The organism is Pseudoalteromonas sp. MTN2-4 (assembly GCF_042848605.1).
GTDB lineage: Bacteria > Pseudomonadota > Gammaproteobacteria > Enterobacterales > Alteromonadaceae > Pseudoalteromonas.
In genome coordinates, this window is the sequence record NZ_BTGK01000014.1 from 1 (window position 1) to 16147 (window position 16147).

General features: G+C 41.9%; 14 protein-coding genes. 6 read left to right on the forward strand and 8 right to left on the reverse strand.

From position 1 onward, the window contains the following. Positions 1-270 precede the first annotated feature (270 nt). A complete protein-coding gene (locus tag ACGHEH_RS20700) occupies positions 271-924 on the forward strand; it encodes a methylamine utilization protein (RefSeq protein WP_390449380.1) in 654 nt (217 codons plus the stop codon). After that, entirely contained in the window at positions 917-2146 is a 1230-nt protein-coding gene (locus ACGHEH_RS20705; RefSeq protein WP_390449383.1) for a hypothetical protein, read from the forward strand. The genes ACGHEH_RS20700 and ACGHEH_RS20705 overlap by 8 nt, the downstream gene beginning before the upstream one ends. 51 nt (positions 2147-2197) lie before the next feature. Here the strand turns inward: ACGHEH_RS20705 and ACGHEH_RS20710 are convergent, their stop codons facing one another. Next, entirely contained in the window at positions 2198-2650 is a 453-nt protein-coding gene (locus ACGHEH_RS20710) for a c-type cytochrome (protein ID WP_390449386.1), read from the reverse strand. A 336-nt stretch (positions 2651-2986) separates the two neighbouring features. On the opposite strand from ACGHEH_RS20710, the gene ACGHEH_RS20715 reads away from it, so the two are divergent. After that, entirely contained in the window at positions 2987-7174 is a 4188-nt protein-coding gene (locus ACGHEH_RS20715) for a S8 family serine peptidase (protein WP_390449388.1), read from the forward strand. 318 nt (positions 7175-7492) lie between these two features. Here the strand turns inward: ACGHEH_RS20715 and ACGHEH_RS20720 are convergent, their stop codons facing one another. Continuing rightward, positions 7493-7954, reverse strand: coding sequence for a DUF2721 domain-containing protein (locus ACGHEH_RS20720; protein ID WP_138484268.1), 462 nt, complete (start codon positions 7952-7954; stop codon positions 7493-7495). A 63-nt stretch (positions 7955-8017) separates the two neighbouring features. Beyond that, complete coding sequence (locus ACGHEH_RS20725; protein ID WP_349285314.1) at positions 8018-8521, reverse strand: TlpA disulfide reductase family protein; 504 nt, start codon at positions 8519-8521, stop codon at positions 8018-8020. 130 nt (positions 8522-8651) lie between these two features. Here ACGHEH_RS20725 and ACGHEH_RS20730 point away from each other — a divergent pair, with 130 nt between their 5' ends. Next, complete coding sequence (locus ACGHEH_RS20730) at positions 8652-9089, forward strand: YqaA family protein (protein WP_349285315.1); 438 nt, start codon at positions 8652-8654, stop codon at positions 9087-9089. 24 nt (positions 9090-9113) lie between these two features. Here ACGHEH_RS20730 and folX read toward each other — a convergent pair whose 3' ends face one another. From folX to folM, 3 genes are read right to left on the reverse strand one after another with little or no spacing between them, the layout of a single operon-like run. Next, positions 9114-9476, reverse strand: coding sequence for a dihydroneopterin triphosphate 2'-epimerase (folX, locus tag ACGHEH_RS20735; RefSeq protein ID WP_390449392.1), 363 nt, complete (start codon positions 9474-9476; stop codon positions 9114-9116). A 10-nt stretch (positions 9477-9486) separates the two neighbouring features. After that, entirely contained in the window at positions 9487-10041 is a 555-nt protein-coding gene (folE, locus tag ACGHEH_RS20740) for a GTP cyclohydrolase I FolE (protein ID WP_058028330.1), read from the reverse strand. Between the two features lie 11 nt (positions 10042-10052). Further along, positions 10053-10760: a dihydromonapterin reductase gene (gene folM, locus ACGHEH_RS20745; RefSeq protein ID WP_390449395.1), complete on the reverse strand. Its 708-nt coding sequence runs from the start codon at positions 10758-10760 to the stop codon at positions 10053-10055. Positions 10761-10926: 166 nt separating this feature from the next. Between folM and ACGHEH_RS20750 the strand changes: the two genes are divergently transcribed. Then, positions 10927-11814: a sulfite exporter TauE/SafE family protein gene (locus tag ACGHEH_RS20750; RefSeq protein ID WP_390449397.1), complete on the forward strand. Its 888-nt coding sequence runs from the start codon at positions 10927-10929 to the stop codon at positions 11812-11814. Between the two features lie 51 nt (positions 11815-11865). Here the strand turns inward: ACGHEH_RS20750 and nadE are convergent, their stop codons facing one another. Together nadE and ACGHEH_RS20760 are read right to left on the reverse strand one after the other, a co-directional pair. After that, complete coding sequence (nadE, locus tag ACGHEH_RS20755) at positions 11866-12702, reverse strand: ammonia-dependent NAD(+) synthetase (protein ID WP_390449400.1); 837 nt, start codon at positions 12700-12702, stop codon at positions 11866-11868. 87 nt (positions 12703-12789) lie between these two features. Beyond that, the gene (locus tag ACGHEH_RS20760; protein WP_390449402.1) at positions 12790-13410 is read right to left on the reverse strand and encodes a YceH family protein; all 621 of its coding nucleotides are present in this window, start codon (positions 13408-13410) and stop codon (positions 12790-12792) included. 373 nt (positions 13411-13783) lie between these two features. Here ACGHEH_RS20760 and ACGHEH_RS20765 point away from each other — a divergent pair, with 373 nt between their 5' ends. After that, a complete protein-coding gene (locus ACGHEH_RS20765) occupies positions 13784-16078 on the forward strand; it encodes a penicillin acylase family protein (protein ID WP_390449404.1) in 2295 nt (764 codons plus the stop codon). Positions 16079-16147: the final 69 nt, after the last annotated feature.

Sequence of the window (16147 nt, forward strand, 5' to 3'; positions counted from 1 at the left end):
CGAGTAAATAACTACACCCTCAACTCTAGCTAAACTAGCTTATTTCACCTTGCGTAAAAAGAGCGGGTTCACTGTCGCTAGTCTTTTACACCTTTCTTGCGCAAAGTAAATGCATTCGCTTTGCTCGCTGTCATTAACTTTGCACCATATTTTCACTTTTATTGAATAATAAAAATTAATAACTCGGTCATCTGTGTGTATGCTTAATTTATATAGTTAGAGGCTGCTATACACTATGGGTATAAGCACTCAAAAATATGGAACATTTAGATGAAATACAGCAAACTGAAGTTTCTCGTTAGCTTAGCTTTATGCTTTGTAACACACTCTCAGGCATTTGAAGTTAAGGTCAAAGATAATGCTGGAAACCCTCTTAGTAATGCTGTTGTGTGGCTTGAAGGCGATTTATATAGGCCGAAAGCAGAGCAAGTTTCTGATATGTTTAGTATGGGGCAAAAAGACAGAGCTTTTACACCCCATATCTTGGTTGTACCAACTGGCGCAAAAATTGAATTTCCTAACTTCGATTCTATCTTGCATCACGTTTACTCTTTCTCGAAACCAAAGCCATTTGAATTAAAATTATATAAAGAAACGCCTAAATCAGAAATTGTCTTCGAGAATAATGGTGTTGTGGAGTTAGGGTGTAACATTCACGACTGGATGTTAGGTTATATATTGGTTGTCGATTCTGGCTACTACGCGCTGACAGACAAGCAAGGTCGAGCAAATATTGCATTATCTCCCTCCCAAATTGGTAAAGCACAATTACATGTTTGGCATGAACGTTTTGAAAAGCTAGAGGCAAGTGAGCAAATAGAAGTACACCTTAGTTCTCATTCTCAAAAAGAAACCTATAAAGTAAAGCAATCTCTTATGGAAGCTTTCGATTTTGCAGTTGATGAAAGTGATGGTTATGAATAAATTTATTTTTGTGTTGATAGTTTTAAACTTCTCTTCAACAGCGACTGCAAGCAATATCCAAACAAAAATTGAGGGCCAGATAGACGCAAGTTATGATTCTGGCTCAGATTCCGTGAGTTGGTTAGATAAGGGCTGGGGCACAACTCGATTTGGTAAACACAATGATAAACTCTCAATATCTCGAGCAGCTTTAACAGGTCGAATAGACTTTGCAAATAGTTGGTCTCTCTTTGGTGTGGCACAATACGTTCCTGAGCCCAAAGTCACTTTAGGCTTTACCGAAGCCTATCTTCAGTATCAGCCGATTGCTAAGGGGTATCAAGTATCAGCAAAAATAGGTGCTTTTTATCCAAAAATGTCTCTTGAAAATACGGGGTTTGCTTGGTCTTCGCCTTATACATATAACTATTCTGCTTTGAATGCTTGGTTAGGTGAAGAGATTAGAGCTATTGGCACAGAATTAACGATAAAGCGTCCGGCAAGAAGGTTCAGAAGTAAGTACGATTTAAGTTTTCACACAGCTATTTTTAAGGGTAATGACCCGGCAGGAACTTTGATTGCTTGGCGAGGTTTACTTCCTCATGATAGACAAACACATCTAAATGAACGAATAGGTTTTGCATCTCTGTATTCACTACAAAAGCCACAACTCTCGAAACAATTTCAGTATTCAGACCCGTTTCATGAAATAGATGGTCGCTTTGGCTTTTATGCAGGTGCGCACTTAGCGTATTTGAAAAAGCATAGCCTCAGAGTTTACTGGTATGACAATAATGGTGACCCTGCTGCGATAAATGAATCGATTGGTCAGTATGCTTGGGATACCAGCTTTTTATCAGTAGCTTGGAAAAGTAAGCTGTCCAGTCAAACGCATCTTGTAATGCAAGCAATGTCAGGCTCAACGGCAATGGGCCCAGGTAGAGGGGTAGATAATGACTTTCGTAGCTGGTTTGCTTTACTAAGCCATAAATGGACGGCATATCGATTCTCGGCCCGCTTTGAAAAGTCAAAGGTTATTGATAAGGATCATTGGGTTTTTGACCCAAATTCGAGTGACAACCAAGCGCTAACGTTACATATCGATCGTTCTATAAATGATAACTGGAAGCTTGGTATAGAATGGTTATATTCAGATAGTTGGTTGAGTTATAGATATAAAAGCGGGTTACCACTAAACGTAACTGATAAAGTTTGGCGTGTTACGTTTAGTTATAAGTTTTAATTTTAAAGGAAGTACGGAATACTTAGCTAATTAAGTATTCCGTGCTTTTTATCAGTCTTTAAATGACTTGTGGCAATCCTTACAACCTTTAGCCCAATTTCTAAATGCAGGGCCGATTTCTTTTTTATCCCCTGATTGAGCTGCTACAGCAAGTGCCTTAGCATACTTTGCAAATTGTTCCGCTTTCTTGTCAAACGTTGCACGGTCAGACCAAATAGCGGGTAAAGCGCCGGTATCGCCTTTTTGTGAATCAGCAGTAAATGCTTCCCATGGCATATTTGAAAGAGCAGCGGCATTATCAGCTCGCTGTTGAAAGCGTTGTGCATCAAAAGGTACTTTACCTTTTAACATGTCACCCATATCGCCAATTTGATAACGAATAAGCTGAAAGGTTGCTTTGCGATATTCAATCGCGTCTTCTGGTTTTTCAAACATAGATTGTGCATTTGCTTGTAAAGAAAATGCACCAGCTAAAGCCGCTGCTAAAAGAAGAGTCTTTTTCATGATTTGCCCCAAAAAATTAGAATCAATTCTTTTTACGTAAAACAACATAAAAACGCAAGTCGAACATGATGAGTGGTTAAATATGTTAAAAAAACACAAAGAAACGCGACTAAATTAACTTTGTGTACCTTTTGTTTACGTTTATTTACCATTTTTTGTCACTGTTTAAGCTTATGAAATGTTGGGTTTTTTTTGATGTTGCTAGTCTTTTTGCTCTACTTATTACCTATGTACCTGTAAATGTTTTGATTGGATTAATGTATTGTTGTAGCAATGGAAACATTTTAATAATTGTGTCCACTTATAAAATAAGCAAAACAAGAATGAAGGGTAGTTATGTCTAATCAATTTATCAAAGCTACAGCAGTTGCTTCTGCTGTTTCAGGAGTGTTGTTTGCAGCAAATGCATCAGCAATCGACACAAAAGCTCTACTAGAAGAACGTCATAGCATGATTGCTAATTCAGTTGAATTTACAGCTGAAAAGCAAGATGAAGTAGCAGCTTATATGATTGTATTAAAAGCTGAAAGTGCGTCTGATTTATTAGAACAAGGTCGATACTCAGTAGCGGCAGCGCAGCAAGCTGCAATTTCGATTGAAGAAGTGCAAGCGCAAGTCTTATCATCACTTTCAAGTTTTGACCCTGGTGCAAAAGTGATTGCCAAAACGAAGATCTTGGCTGCTACCTTGATTGTTGATGCTGATGAGGTTGCTTTAGAGTCATTACAAAATCATCCGTTAGTTGACAGAGTTTTACCTGTACTTGATAACGAACTTCAGGTTGCTGATGTAAATAAATACATTTCGGCTGACGTCGTTAATAATGAAAAAGGTTTTACAGGAAGTTCGCAAACTGTAGCTGTACTAGATACAGGTATTGATTACACACACAAAATTTTAGGCGGTGAAGGCACGCTTGATGCTTATATCGCAGCTGCTGAAGATCAGAGTTCAGTAACATGGCCGCAAGGGCAAGTTATTGGTGGTTATGATGCATTCCGTGGTGATGAAGATCCGATCGAAAATGACCCTCGTTTTGATGCTACAACTGGCACGCCAAATGCGACTAATCATGGTACTAATGTAGCGCACTCGGTGACGGGTATTGCTCCAGGTGTTGAACTATACGCTTACACTGTGTGTGGTGATAGAACACAAAACTGTTCAGGTGCAGCACAAATCTTAGCACTTGAAAAAGCAATGGATCCAAATGGTGATGGTAACATCAGTGATCGTGTTGACGTTATTAACATGTCACTAGGTGGTGATTATGGTTCAACGCATACGCAAAGTGGCACGCAATACCTAATTCACAAAGCGGTTAAACTAGGCACTAATTTAGTTATTTCTGCGGGTAACGATGCTGATCATCCATTCATCGTAGGTGGTCCAAGCACAACACCAAATGCGCTTTCAGTTGGTGCAATGACTCACCCAGTTGAGCAGATTGTGACAACTAAAAGTGAAGCGTCGTTAAACGGTAGTGCTGTGGCATTTGGAACAGCATCATTTGGTGAGTCAGGCTCACTTAACTTTTCAAGCGAAGGTAAAGAGTTTATCTACCCTGACGCAAACCAAGAAGCATGTGTTGAATTCGCTGAAGGTACGGACTTTACTGGTAAAGTTGTACTAATAGACCGTGGCAACTGTGGCTTCTCTGATAAAGTACTAAACGCTCAAAAAGCGGGTGCAAGTTTTGTTATCATTGTTAATAACAAGGCTAATGACGGTGCATTTGGTATGGCTGCATCACCAGGTGCGGAAGCGGTTACTATTCGTTCTTTCATGCTGTCACTTGAAGATGGCCAAATCATTAAAGATGCGATTGCAAATGGTAGATCATTTGATCTTAAAGCTGAAATTGTAGAAACAAATATTGCTGGTAATGCGGTTGCAGGTTTCTCATCGCGTGGCCCTTCAATGGATGGTCTATTAAAACCAGAAATTACGGCGCCAGGTTCAGCAATTGTACTTGCAAAACCTGGTTCAGTTGAAAATGACGCAGCCGCAATCGGCACGTCAACAATGAAAAACTCAGGTACTTCATTCTCAGGCCCTATCGTTGCCGGTGCAGTAGCGCTTGTACGTGATGCGCGTCCATACATGAATGCAGAAGAAGTAAAAGCTGTATTAATGAATACTGCTGACCTGAATGTTTATGAAGAAGCGTTAGCACTGAATGAAGAAGCTAAATTAGCGCCAATCAGCCGTATCGGTGCTGGTCTAGTTGATGTAAATAAAGCAATTGAATCTCCTGTGGCTGCGTGGGTACATCATGCAGATTTTGACACCAACCAAGCTGCACTTTCATTTGGTTTACTACAGGTAACTGAAGCGTCAACTTATACAAAATCAGTACAAGTGAAGAACTTCTCTTCAGAGGCGAAAACTTATAGCCTTCGCGCTGAAGCACGTTATGCAGATGATAGTGAAACAGGCGCATTCTCTTGGGATCTTCCTGAAGAAATTACTGTGCCAGCTGGTCAAACAATTTCTTTTGATGCAACTTTGAATATCGACCCTACGAAGTTAAAAGAGTGGGCATTTGAAAGCACAACAATGAGAAGACTATCGTCTGAGACAGATGCTGAGTTTGCAGCTCGTCGTGATGCTGAATATCAACAACGACGCGATGCTTTAACGGCGATTGAATATGATGGTGCAATCGTATTTAATGATATCTCATCTAGTGAAGATCATGATCTACATTTAGTATTCCATGCGATGCCTAAAGCGTTAGAAACGCTTGAAATGAAGTATGAATTCGTTGAAGGTGAAAAGCAGCTAGTTGTATATAATACAAGCGCACATGATATCGAACTAAATGCTGATAATCTAATTGCATCAGAAGACCCTGAGCATTCGTTGGCGATGGATATTATTTCTACTTCAATGAACGTTTACGGTGGTATTACTAGTTGTCCTGGCGGTGGTCGTGTAATTACAGCAACAATGCAGCTACGTGATCCAGTGCAGCATCTAAGAAAAGGTGACTATGGTATCCACTTTGATATCAATAACGATGGTATGGATGACTGGGTATTCTATAACTTCACTGACTTTAACAGCAGAGGTACTGGTGTAACTGGTAGTATGAGAGGTGTTTCAGGAGCGGTGAACCCTGATGGCTCAATCAGCTGGCGTTATTATGTTGATATCCACCATGAAGTGGGTTCAGACACCATCACTTACTCATCATGTGACTTCTTTGTTGGGTTTGGTGATCAAACTGTTGATGTTAATGGTACGCCAACAGTTGTAAGTCCTGTAGGTCAAAATATTCGCGTAACCGCAACGGTTGGTCCTGACAACGGTTATTCTTTAGGCGGTCCGTTATTAACAACTGATACTTTAGCTGGCACAGTTACCTATCAATCTTCTCGCGTTTCAATGGAAGATATGGAAGGTGAAGATGTTAGTAAAATCGTTGCCGGTGGCAAGGTAACTATTCAAAGTGATAGCCCATTTGTACTGAGTCGAACAGATCTACAAAAAGCAGTTGCTGTTGTTGATCAAGCTGTACTTGATGAGCAAAGCAAAGTAATAGTTCCTGTAATCGATGCTATGTCTTTTGATGTCAGTGAAGATGCGGAAAATGGTACTGTGATTGGCCAACTTTCACTGGTTGAGCAAGAAGGTGCACTAGAGCTATCTGAGTACTTTGTTCGAAGCCAGTCTAACGAAGGTATTAACATCACTAAAGAAGGCGAAATTGTTGTAGCAAATGGCGCATTCTTAGACTATGACCAAGGTATCACTGAGGTAGAACTGAAAGTTGTTGCTATTGATGTGGCAGGTAATGTTTCAGAAGAAACTGTAATTTACATCAACGTTCAAAATGCTGTAGACACAGTCGCTGAGCAAACGCCAATGATTGCAGCTGAGCAGATGTTTGAAGTTAACGAAAATGCAGCAATGGATACTGTTGTAGGTCAACTATCAGTAATGGATCAGGATGGTAACCTTGAAAGCTTTGAAGTATCAGGCTCTGATGTTTTTGCTATCGAAGCAGATGGTTCAATTGTAGTCAAAGGCGAAGTTGACTTTGACCAAGCAGCTGAAGTAATGCTGGCAGTAATTGCTGTTGATGCTGATGGTAATAAGTCTGAAAGCACAAATGTAAAGATTGTTATCATTGAAGATGAATCTGAAAATGTACCAACAATCGAAGCATTCCAGCAGTTCTCTGTACAAGAGAATGTAAGTGTTGGTTATCAGATTGGTCAATTACAGTTTGCTGATAGCGACAACGACATTGTAAGATTTGAAGTTTCTGGTACTGGTCTAGTTGCAGTAAATGCAGAAGGTGTCATTACAACTACAGCTACACTGGATTATGAGTATGATCGTAAGATTACATTCACTGTAACAGCTATTGATGCACGTGGTAATCACTCTGATGCTGAAACGGTTGAAGTAAGAGTTAGCAAGTATGAGCCGAAGGATGATTCTTCTGGTTCACTAGCTTGGTTAGCGCTTCTAGCAGCACCATTTGCAGCACTTCGCCGTCGTAAGCAGAAGTAATGCAAATAAATTAGCTGGCTAAATTTTTTAGCTAAAAATAAAAACCCAGTCTTTAATTTGACTGGGTTTTTTTATTGTATTTTTAAACTCATTAATTCTCTAAACCCGACATAAAGTCGGTGCTACCGAATGTGATTCCATTCAGCGAGAGGGGTTATTTTAGCCAACTCGTTATACCAATCTTCTTAATTAAGCGGTATATTTTGAGGTAAGAAAAACTAGTCGATAACGAGGCGGAAATTTTGCTATTTAGTTGTTCTAAATAAGAAATTTTTAACGAAGTTAGCGTCAGTTTTAGTCCCTCAAAATGATTGAGTATTATTGAATATCTTTAAAAATCATTCCTCTGCGCATACTGCGTGTCGCTAAAAATACTTCGGCAAGCAGCGCTAAGAACGCGCCAATCAATAAAATCATCGCACCAATGAAACAACTAGAAATAGTGACACTCAGCGGCATAGTGTATAGATGCGAGATAAACATCATCATAACCACGGCGCAGACGAGCAGGGCGCTGAGAACACTCATGCTAAAAGCGATGTGAATACAGCGAGAGCGTTTAAGTAATGCACGCATTTCTTGAGTAAGAGAAGATGCTAGAGAGTCGTCTTGGCTGTTATTCAGTTTTCTGTCTAGTAGTCTTGCTCTGTCGGTAATACGTGCTAAACGGTTAGATAAAACGCCAAGCGTTGCGGCAATACCTGTAATCAAGAAAACCGGCGCAACCGCAGTTTGAATAACTTTAGCAATTGTTAGAATGTGAACTGGATCTTGTGACATATAACCTCTTTATTGAGAGCGTTTCGTGTAAATCAACTATTGGCTATTGACGCTTTTAACTCATTACCAAATGACTTTCTCAATCACATTGGCTTGTTCGCCAATCAATGTTTTCACTACTTTATTTTTTTCATCAAGTAAAATTAAACGTGGAATGCCTTTGTTTGCGTAGTGCTTATAAATGCCGCGCTCTGGATCGGCTACTAGGGCAAAAGGTAACTCAAACTCTTGATTGAACTTAGCCATTGATTCAGTGTTTTCTTCGCGGCCAATACCAATAATTTGTATATCTTGATTGGCAATAAGTGGTGAGGCTTTTAGCTCACGCAACGTACGTATTGAGTCTGAGCACCAAGTTGCAAATAATATAACCAATTTCTTTTTATCGTTTAAGGTGACTGAGTTACCGTTAATATCGGTAAAGCGGGTGTGTTTAAAATCATCACCTTGCACTACATAGGTTTCATATCCCTTAGGATGAGACTCAATGTTTTGTGTTGCGGCGCAGCCATTTAAGGTCAGCGCAATTGATGCAATTAATACGCTTTTTTTAAAGTATTGGAACATGAGGTTTAAATCCTTGTTGTTATTTTATTATCTGCAACGAGTAAGTAGTTACTCGGTTTTCACGGTTACATTAACCGCTATTTGATAGGATAATGCAACGCTATACGTCATGACATGAACGCTTTATTGAATGTGGATTTATCTTAGTCTGTTTGCCTCAGCATTTTTATCAGCCACGCTATTACCCGGTTCGTCTGAAGTGGTGCTTTCAGGGCTGGTGGTCAAGCAGCAAGGTTTACTCTGGTTACTTTGGCTATCAGCAACTGTGGGTAATGTATTGGGTAGTTGCGTCAATTATTGGCTGGGCTTAAAAATGATGGCGTTTCAAGATAGGCGCTGGTTCCCGATTAATGCGAAGCAAATCGCAAAAGGCCAACAAGTATTTGATAAATATGGCGTGTATAGCTTGCTGTTTGCTTGGCTGCCGATAGTCGGCGATCCACTCACGTTACTGGGTGGTGTTTTTAAAGTTAGGCTTTCACTGTTTGTGTTACTGGTGAGTATCGGTAAAGCGTTACGCTATGGCTTTATTATTGCGGTTGCATTGGGAATAGAGCGGCTGATATAGCCGCAATCACAAGTAATATTGCAGCTAGCTCTTACGCCAATCTAATGTCAAAGAGACTGAATCTGCAAAGCGCAGCGCATGGGGCTTATCGACACGCACTTTTGCATAAGTGACTGATTCATGTTCGTGACAGATCTCTAAAATGTCAGCAACCAGTTTTTCAAGTAGTAAAAAGTGGCCAGTTTCGACTTGGCTTATTACCGCTTTGGTGATGGTTTTATAGTTAAGTGCATGTTCTACAACATCGCCATTGATACACGCACTATCAGCGGGGTAATGAATTTCAATATTCAGTACCACATCTTGTTTTTTCTCACGCTCTTCTTGGTTAAAACCAATATAAGTGCGCAATCTTAAGTTGGTGATGTTAATAATCGCGTTTTGCATTCACTGCTCCTTAGTTTTTTACTAGCTGTAAAAACTCATTACGAGTTTTTGGGTCGTGCCTAAAGTTACCCAGCATCACCGAAGTACGCATTTTTGAGTTTTGTTTTTCAACGCCGCGCATCATCATGCACATGTGTTTTGCTTCAACAATGACGCCGACGCCTTTTGCGCCCGTCACTTCTTCAACTGCTTTGGCGATTTGGTGAGTAAGCTGCTCCTGTATTTGAAAGCGCCGTGCGAACATATCAACAATGCGCGCAAACTTAGACAGGCCGAGTACTTTACCATTAGGGATATAAGCAATATGGCACTTACCTACAAAGGGAAGTAAGTGGTGCTCACACATTGAATAAAGCTCGATATCTTGAATGAGCACCATGTCATCGGCATCTGAGCTAAACACGGCATTATTGGTTATCTCATCTAGCGTTTCACGATAGCCTTTGGTTAAAAACTCCATTGCTTTGGCGGCGCGTTTTGGGGTGTCTAATAAACCTTCTCGCTCAGGGTTTTCACCTACTGCAGTTAAGATTTCGTGATAACTTTTCTTTAAATCGTCATGCATAATCTATCTCTTTATTTTAAGTGGCGTCCACCATCAACTGCTAGGGTACGGCCTGTGATGTAGTTACTGCTTAATAATAGCTCAACGCTATTGATAATCTCACGGCAGCCTGGCTCTATGCCCATCAGGGATTTTTTCAATGTTTTTGCTTTATACGCGTCGTCGTCATGCTCATTAAAAATGATCAAACTCGGCGCAATAGAGTTTACCTTAATACTCGGTGCAAACTTCGCTGAGAAAGACTTAGTTAAGTTGTCTAAAGCCGCTTTGCTTGCAGCATAGGCAATATGCTTCGGGCTGCCTGTCTCAACCACATAATCGGTTAGGTGAATGATATCGGTAATGTCGCCAGAGTTTTGTAACAGCGGGCTCAGAGCCATGTTCAATAAGTAAGGCACTTTGGCATGAATGTGCATCATGTGGTCAAAGAGGTTGGCATAGTCGTCGCAACTGGCCTCGCAATCCCAGCTTGATGCGTTGTGGATCACAGCACGAAGGCTGGGAGTGATTGAGGTTACTTTATTAACCAACCCTGTTTCGGCATCAGGCTTATCGAAATCGCATTGAATACAAGTAACGCCTTGGGCTTCGAGTTCATCAATACATGCGTGACGGGTGCGATAAGTCATTATTACTGGCTGAGCTTGAGCAACAAAGTGTTCTGTGAGTGCTAAGCCAATGCGCTGTGCGCCGCCGGTAATCAGTATGGGTGCTGTCATGTAAGACCTATCTATGTTGTTAAACTTTTTCTATTTAACCAGTGTATACGCTTTTTTTATTTTTATCGATCAAGCGCTTGCAGGAACATAGAAGAACGCTCCTAAAAATATGAACTTAATATGCACAACTTGGGTATAATTGACAGCGCTGTCTATGGGGGGGCGGATGTTAGCAAGAGTTACGCGAAAGTCAGTTTGGCCGTTTTGGTTTACTGCCGGAGTTTATGCCACCTTGTTATTGTTACAAGGCGCAAAGCCTGCGCTCATGCAGGTTTATCAAGAACTTGAGATTGCCTTAACTATGGCGTTAGGGTCTTTCGTAGCAGGTGGTACAGCCTTGGGAGGTGGTGCGGTGGCATTTCCGATCATGACTAAGCTACTTGATATTGAACCGGCCACAGCCAAAGTGTTTTCTTTGGCGATACAAAGCTTTGGCATGACAGCGGCGAGTTTAACCATTATCTGTCGCGGCATTCCTTATTATCGCAATGTGGTGCTGCTTGCGCTGCCAATGGCGTCACTTGGCGTTATTTTAAGCTTATTGTATGTTGCTCCGGTTGTGCCTAGATTGTGGGTCAAATCGGTATTTAGTGTGTTGTTGCTATGCTTTTCCGTGACCATGCTGGTTAGGTGGTGGCGCAAAGCACATCATGAACAAAGTATTGATAATATTCACCCTCATCCACAGCGCTTAATGCTGGTGGCTTTTATTGGTGGGCTTGCTAGTGGCTTGGTGGGCTCTGGGGCTGATATCGCATTATTTGCGCTGTTATTACTTTGTTATAAAGCCGATGTGAAAAAAGCGACGGCGACATCGGTTTTAGTGATGGCGTTCACCTCAGTGATCGGCAGTCTTATTAATGTGGGTTATTTACAGCAGATCACACCAGAAATTCATAGCTATTTGCTTGCCGCTATTCCTGTGGTGGTAATTGGCGCACCACTTGGGGCATATGTATGTGCGAAAGTAAAAGTGGGTTATGTTGTAATGTTTTTGCTGAGTTTAATTGTGCTCGAGGCTGGTATGACGGGTTATGAGCTAGTCAGCTCATAACCAAGTTTTCTACATTGCCTAAAAAAACGAACTTACCTGAGCTCAGGTTACTTATACTTCGTCGTAAACCGTAGGAATAGGCTGTCGCTTATGCTGCGTGCGTAGGTAAATCGCAATCAGCTTGTCAGCGACTTCAGCGTCTACGTCTTTGCCTTCCAAGAAATCATCAATTTGCTCGTAGCTCAACCCTAATGCGTCTTCGTCTTTAAGGCCTGGCTTATCACATTCAAGATCGGCTGTCGGTGCTTTTTCTACTAAAGCAGCTGGTGCGCCAAGCTTGCTGGCTAATGCGCGAACTTGGCGTTTAGATAGGCCAAATAAAGGCGCAAGGTCACAGGCACCGTCACCAAACTTAGTATAGAAGCCAGTAATGTTCTCAGCGCTGTGATCAGTACCAACCACTAAACCTTGCGTAAGACCGGCAATCTCATATTGCGCAACCATACGCTGACGAGCTTTCACATTACCTTTTACAAAGTCCACATGGCCGTCACTAGGTAAAGCGGTATCGCTATCAGACATCGCCAGTAGGGCTTGAGCATGCAATGCATCTGCCGCATCCTTAATATTCACAGTTAGACGCTTGCTTGGCTTGATAAACTCAAGGGCTAATTGCGCTTCGTCTTCATCCGCTTGCATGCCGTAAGGTAAGCGCATCGCAATAAACTGATACTCAGTGGTGTTTAACTCATTATTAAGCTCGTTAACGGCAAGCTGACATAAGCGACCACAAGTTGAAGAATCTACGCCACCACTAATACCCAATACCAGTGACTTACAATGTGCACTGACAAGACGTTGTTTGATGAAGTTAACGCGACGGGTGATTTCAAAGTCGACGTCGATGTTAGGCTGAACGCGCATTTCGGCTAAAATGGCTTGGCGCATGATGATTCCTCTGTGAGTTCTGGTTTATTGAGTGCAAGCTCTATTATGTTGTGATATTTGCTAAATTTAAAGCGCTATTTCTTACATTTAAAGCCCTAAATGCTGTTTTATCTTGGCTAATTCTTGCTTAAGTTGCTGCACTTCTTCTAATAAGCTATTCAGGTCTGACTCAGCCAATGGCTCAGCCCCTGCACTGGCCAGCTCCGCTTCTGTGCTCGATATAAACAGGTGTTGATAACGGCTTTCGCGTTTGCCCGGTTGCCTTGGCAGTTGCTGTGTAAGGCTTTGCTGCTGGAGATCTTGTAATACTTGTTCCACTTCACTGACTTGAGCAAAGTTAGCTAGGCGGTTAGTGCGACTGCGAAGCTCGCCAGGTGTTTGTGGGCCACGTAATAACAATACACACACTATCGCAAGTTGTTGTTCGCTAAACTGTAAGTCGCCGAATTCGGTATTGCAGAAACGATGGCGATATTTGTCGACTCGACCTGAAACAGCCTCATCTCGAACCACAATTCTTTTAGCAATTAATCCATCAATGGCATCTAAGACTTCTGCTTCGCTTAACTCTAAGACAGGCTCGCGATTCGATTTTTGATTGCAACCCGTTGTAAGAGAATTTAAGGATAGAGGGTATTGGTCAGGGGTGGTGATTTCTTTTTCTAGCAACACACCAATAATACGTTGTTCAATTTGATTTAGTTCCATCGCCAAGCTCCTTAATTAGGCTATTTCTCAAATGTACGTTAAGGCAAATTAATATACCAGTAATACCAAGCCTCAATAATACTTAATCATTTTTGAGGTACTAAAACTGACGCTAGCTTCGTTAAAAATTTCTTATTTAGAACAACTAAATAGCAAAATTTTAGCCTCGCTATCAACAATTTTCCTTGCCTCAAAATAGATCACTTAATTAAGAGGATTGGTATAAGAATAGATAAAGAATTGATTTAGTTGGTTATCAGAGAGGAACAAGATTGAAAAGCTGGGTATAACATGAACATAATGCAGTTTCGCTGACACAATAGCGTCACTTATTTATGGCTAAAATAATAATAAAGCACAAGGAGATACCGCAATGTTAAGTTGGCTCAAGCGTGGATTATCTGGGTTGTTGATCCTCATTTTAATTCTTACCGCAGGCTTATATGGCTTGCTATCGCTCAGCCTACCGGCATTAGACGGTAAAGGCACTTCTGATGCCATTTCAAAGCCCGTCACATTGGCAAGAGATACATTAGGGCAAGCAGTCATCACTGCGAAAACCCGCCAAGATGCCGCCTATGCACTGGGTTTTGCCCATGGCCAAGACCGCTTCTTTCAAATGGATTTATTACGCCGCAACGCTGCGGGAGAGTTAAGTGAGTTATTTGGCAAAGGCGCGCTCGAGCTCGATAAAAAAATGCGTTTTCATCAGTTACGTACTCGCAGCCAAGAAATTCTTAAATTATTACCCGAAGCCGATCAGCAACTACTGGCAACTTACACCCAAGGGGTTAACGAAGGTAGAAGTCAGGCAGGCGTAGCAAGCTTCGAATACCTGTTAAGTGGCGCAGAGGCGAAACCTTGGTTAAGCGAAGATAGCTTACTGGTAATTTTTAGCATGTATCTCGATTTACAAGCGGGCACCTATTTTAGAGATGAGGCACTAGTTCACTTAGATAAATTGTATGGTGGGCAAATGCGAGCATTTATTTTGCAGCCAAGTCAGTATCAGGCGGCACTCGACGGCTCAAAATTACCACAAGGTCGCGTCACGATTCCTGAGCCGATTAGACTTGAAGCAATATCGCAAGTAACGCATATCAAAGAGCAAGACCACTACGGCAGTAACAACTGGGCAGTAACAGGTGCGCTAACCAAGAGCGGTAAAGCCATGTTGTCGGACGACATGCATTTAGGTTTGAATGTGCCATCAATTTGGTATCGCGCACAGTTAAACTATCGCCACCAAGGTGAAAAATATCAAGTGACAGGGGTGACGTTACCGGGCACACCAGCGGTCGTCGTCGGCAGTAATGATCACATTGCATGGGGTTTCACTAACGGTTATTTAGATACAGCGGATTGGATAGCTTTAACAGCCCAAGATAAAACATGGCAAGTAAACGAGCGTATTGTATTACCAAACGGTGAACATGCAGTATATGAGCTGACCATGTCTGATTATGGCCCGGTGAAAGAAATTCAAGGTCAGCAATATGCACTGAGCTGGGTAGCACACCAGTCTTATGCAGTAAACCTAGAATTACTTAGGTTTGAGCGTACAAAATCAGTTGAAGAAGCCGTCGCACTGGCGCCGCATGTGGGTATTCCAGTACAAAATTTAATGGTGGTAGACGACCAAGGTAATGCTGCGTGGAAACCAATGGGTGCAGTTCCTGCTAGAACGAACCCTGTAGACATAGCACAACCAAGTGAGCACTACGCCAAGCTTTGGCAATTCAATGAAGTGCAGCGCCCACAAGTGGTGAATCCGCAAAGCGGTAAACTCTGGACCGGTAACTCTCGTGTGGTCTCGGCTGTTGCTCATCAGCGTTTTGGTGATGGCGGTTATGCTTTGGGTGCGCGTTCAGTACAGATCAGAGATCGATTATTAGAGAAGTCACAATTTAGCGAAAAAGATTTTTATGCCATTCAGCTCGATAATGAAGCGCGTTTCTTAACGCCATGGCATAAGCAATTATCGTCGCTATTACGACAAGACACCGAAACCCAGTTTAAGTACCAAGTCGACTTAAGCTGGCTAGATGATTGGCAGCAATGTGCTTGTGCTGAGTCAGTGGGTTACACCTTAGTGCGCTATTATCGCGATAGCCTCATTGATACTGTGTTTGTGTCGGTTGAGCGCAACATGAAAAAGTCGGGCAGCAGCTTAAGCGCACTGAAAAATTATTTAGAGCCAGCACTTTGGCAATTGATCAACGCCCAGCCAGAATCTTGGCTGCACGGCCATGAGAATTGGCAAGCGCTGCAAATAGCAGCTTACGAACAAGCCAAGCAAAAGTTGGCCGCAGAGTTTGGACCAAATATGGCCGCATGGAAATGGGGTGAAGTGAATGCATTACAAATTCAACATCCGTTTAGCAAGCAACTGCCGATATTGAGTCACTTCTTAAATATGCCCAAGTACGACGGCTTTGGTGATAGCTATATGCCGGCGGTACAGCGCCCTGAATTTGGCGCCTCACAGCGCTTTATTGTGAAACCGGGGGAGTTAGAAAAAGCCATTATGACCGTGGCTGGTGGACAAAGTGGTCACCCACTTTCACCTTTCTACCGCAGTGGCTTTGATGAGTATGCTGAAGGCGATAATACGCCGTTATTGCCACAAGTTTTAACCCATGAAATCACGTTCACACCACAGCCATAAACAGTGAGGGATTATATTTTTATCTCTTTGTTGTGTTATAAATAGGCACAGTACTGGACGAAAATTAAA

Coding starts and splice junctions, on each gene's coding strand:
- ACGHEH_RS20715 (WP_390449388.1), top strand. CDS start 2,987: ATGTCTAATCAATTTATCAAAGCTACAGCAGTTGCTTCTGCTGTTTCA.
- ACGHEH_RS20720 (WP_138484268.1), bottom strand. CDS start 7,954: ATGTCACAAGATCCAGTTCACATTCTAACAATTGCTAAAGTTATTCAA.
- ACGHEH_RS20725 (WP_349285314.1), bottom strand. CDS start 8,521: ATGTTCCAATACTTTAAAAAAAGCGTATTAATTGCATCAATTGCGCTG.
- ACGHEH_RS20760 (WP_390449402.1), bottom strand. CDS start 13,410: ATGGAACTAAATCAAATTGAACAACGTATTATTGGTGTGTTGCTAGAA.
- ACGHEH_RS20710 (WP_390449386.1), bottom strand. CDS start 2,650: ATGAAAAAGACTCTTCTTTTAGCAGCGGCTTTAGCTGGTGCATTTTCT.
- folE (WP_058028330.1), bottom strand. CDS start 10,041: ATGCATGACGATTTAAAGAAAAGTTATCACGAAATCTTAACTGCAGTA.
- ACGHEH_RS20765 (WP_390449404.1), top strand. CDS start 13,784: ATGTTAAGTTGGCTCAAGCGTGGATTATCTGGGTTGTTGATCCTCATT.
- ACGHEH_RS20700 (WP_390449380.1), top strand. CDS start 271: ATGAAATACAGCAAACTGAAGTTTCTCGTTAGCTTAGCTTTATGCTTT.
- ACGHEH_RS20750 (WP_390449397.1), top strand. CDS start 10,927: ATGTTAGCAAGAGTTACGCGAAAGTCAGTTTGGCCGTTTTGGTTTACT.
- folM (WP_390449395.1), bottom strand. CDS start 10,760: ATGACAGCACCCATACTGATTACCGGCGGCGCACAGCGCATTGGCTTA.
- nadE (WP_390449400.1), bottom strand. CDS start 12,702: ATGCGCCAAGCCATTTTAGCCGAAATGCGCGTTCAGCCTAACATCGAC.
- ACGHEH_RS20730 (WP_349285315.1), top strand. CDS start 8,652: ATGTGGATTTATCTTAGTCTGTTTGCCTCAGCATTTTTATCAGCCACG.
- ACGHEH_RS20705 (WP_390449383.1), top strand. CDS start 917: ATGAATAAATTTATTTTTGTGTTGATAGTTTTAAACTTCTCTTCAACA.
- folX (WP_390449392.1), bottom strand. CDS start 9,476: ATGCAAAACGCGATTATTAACATCACCAACTTAAGATTGCGCACTTAT.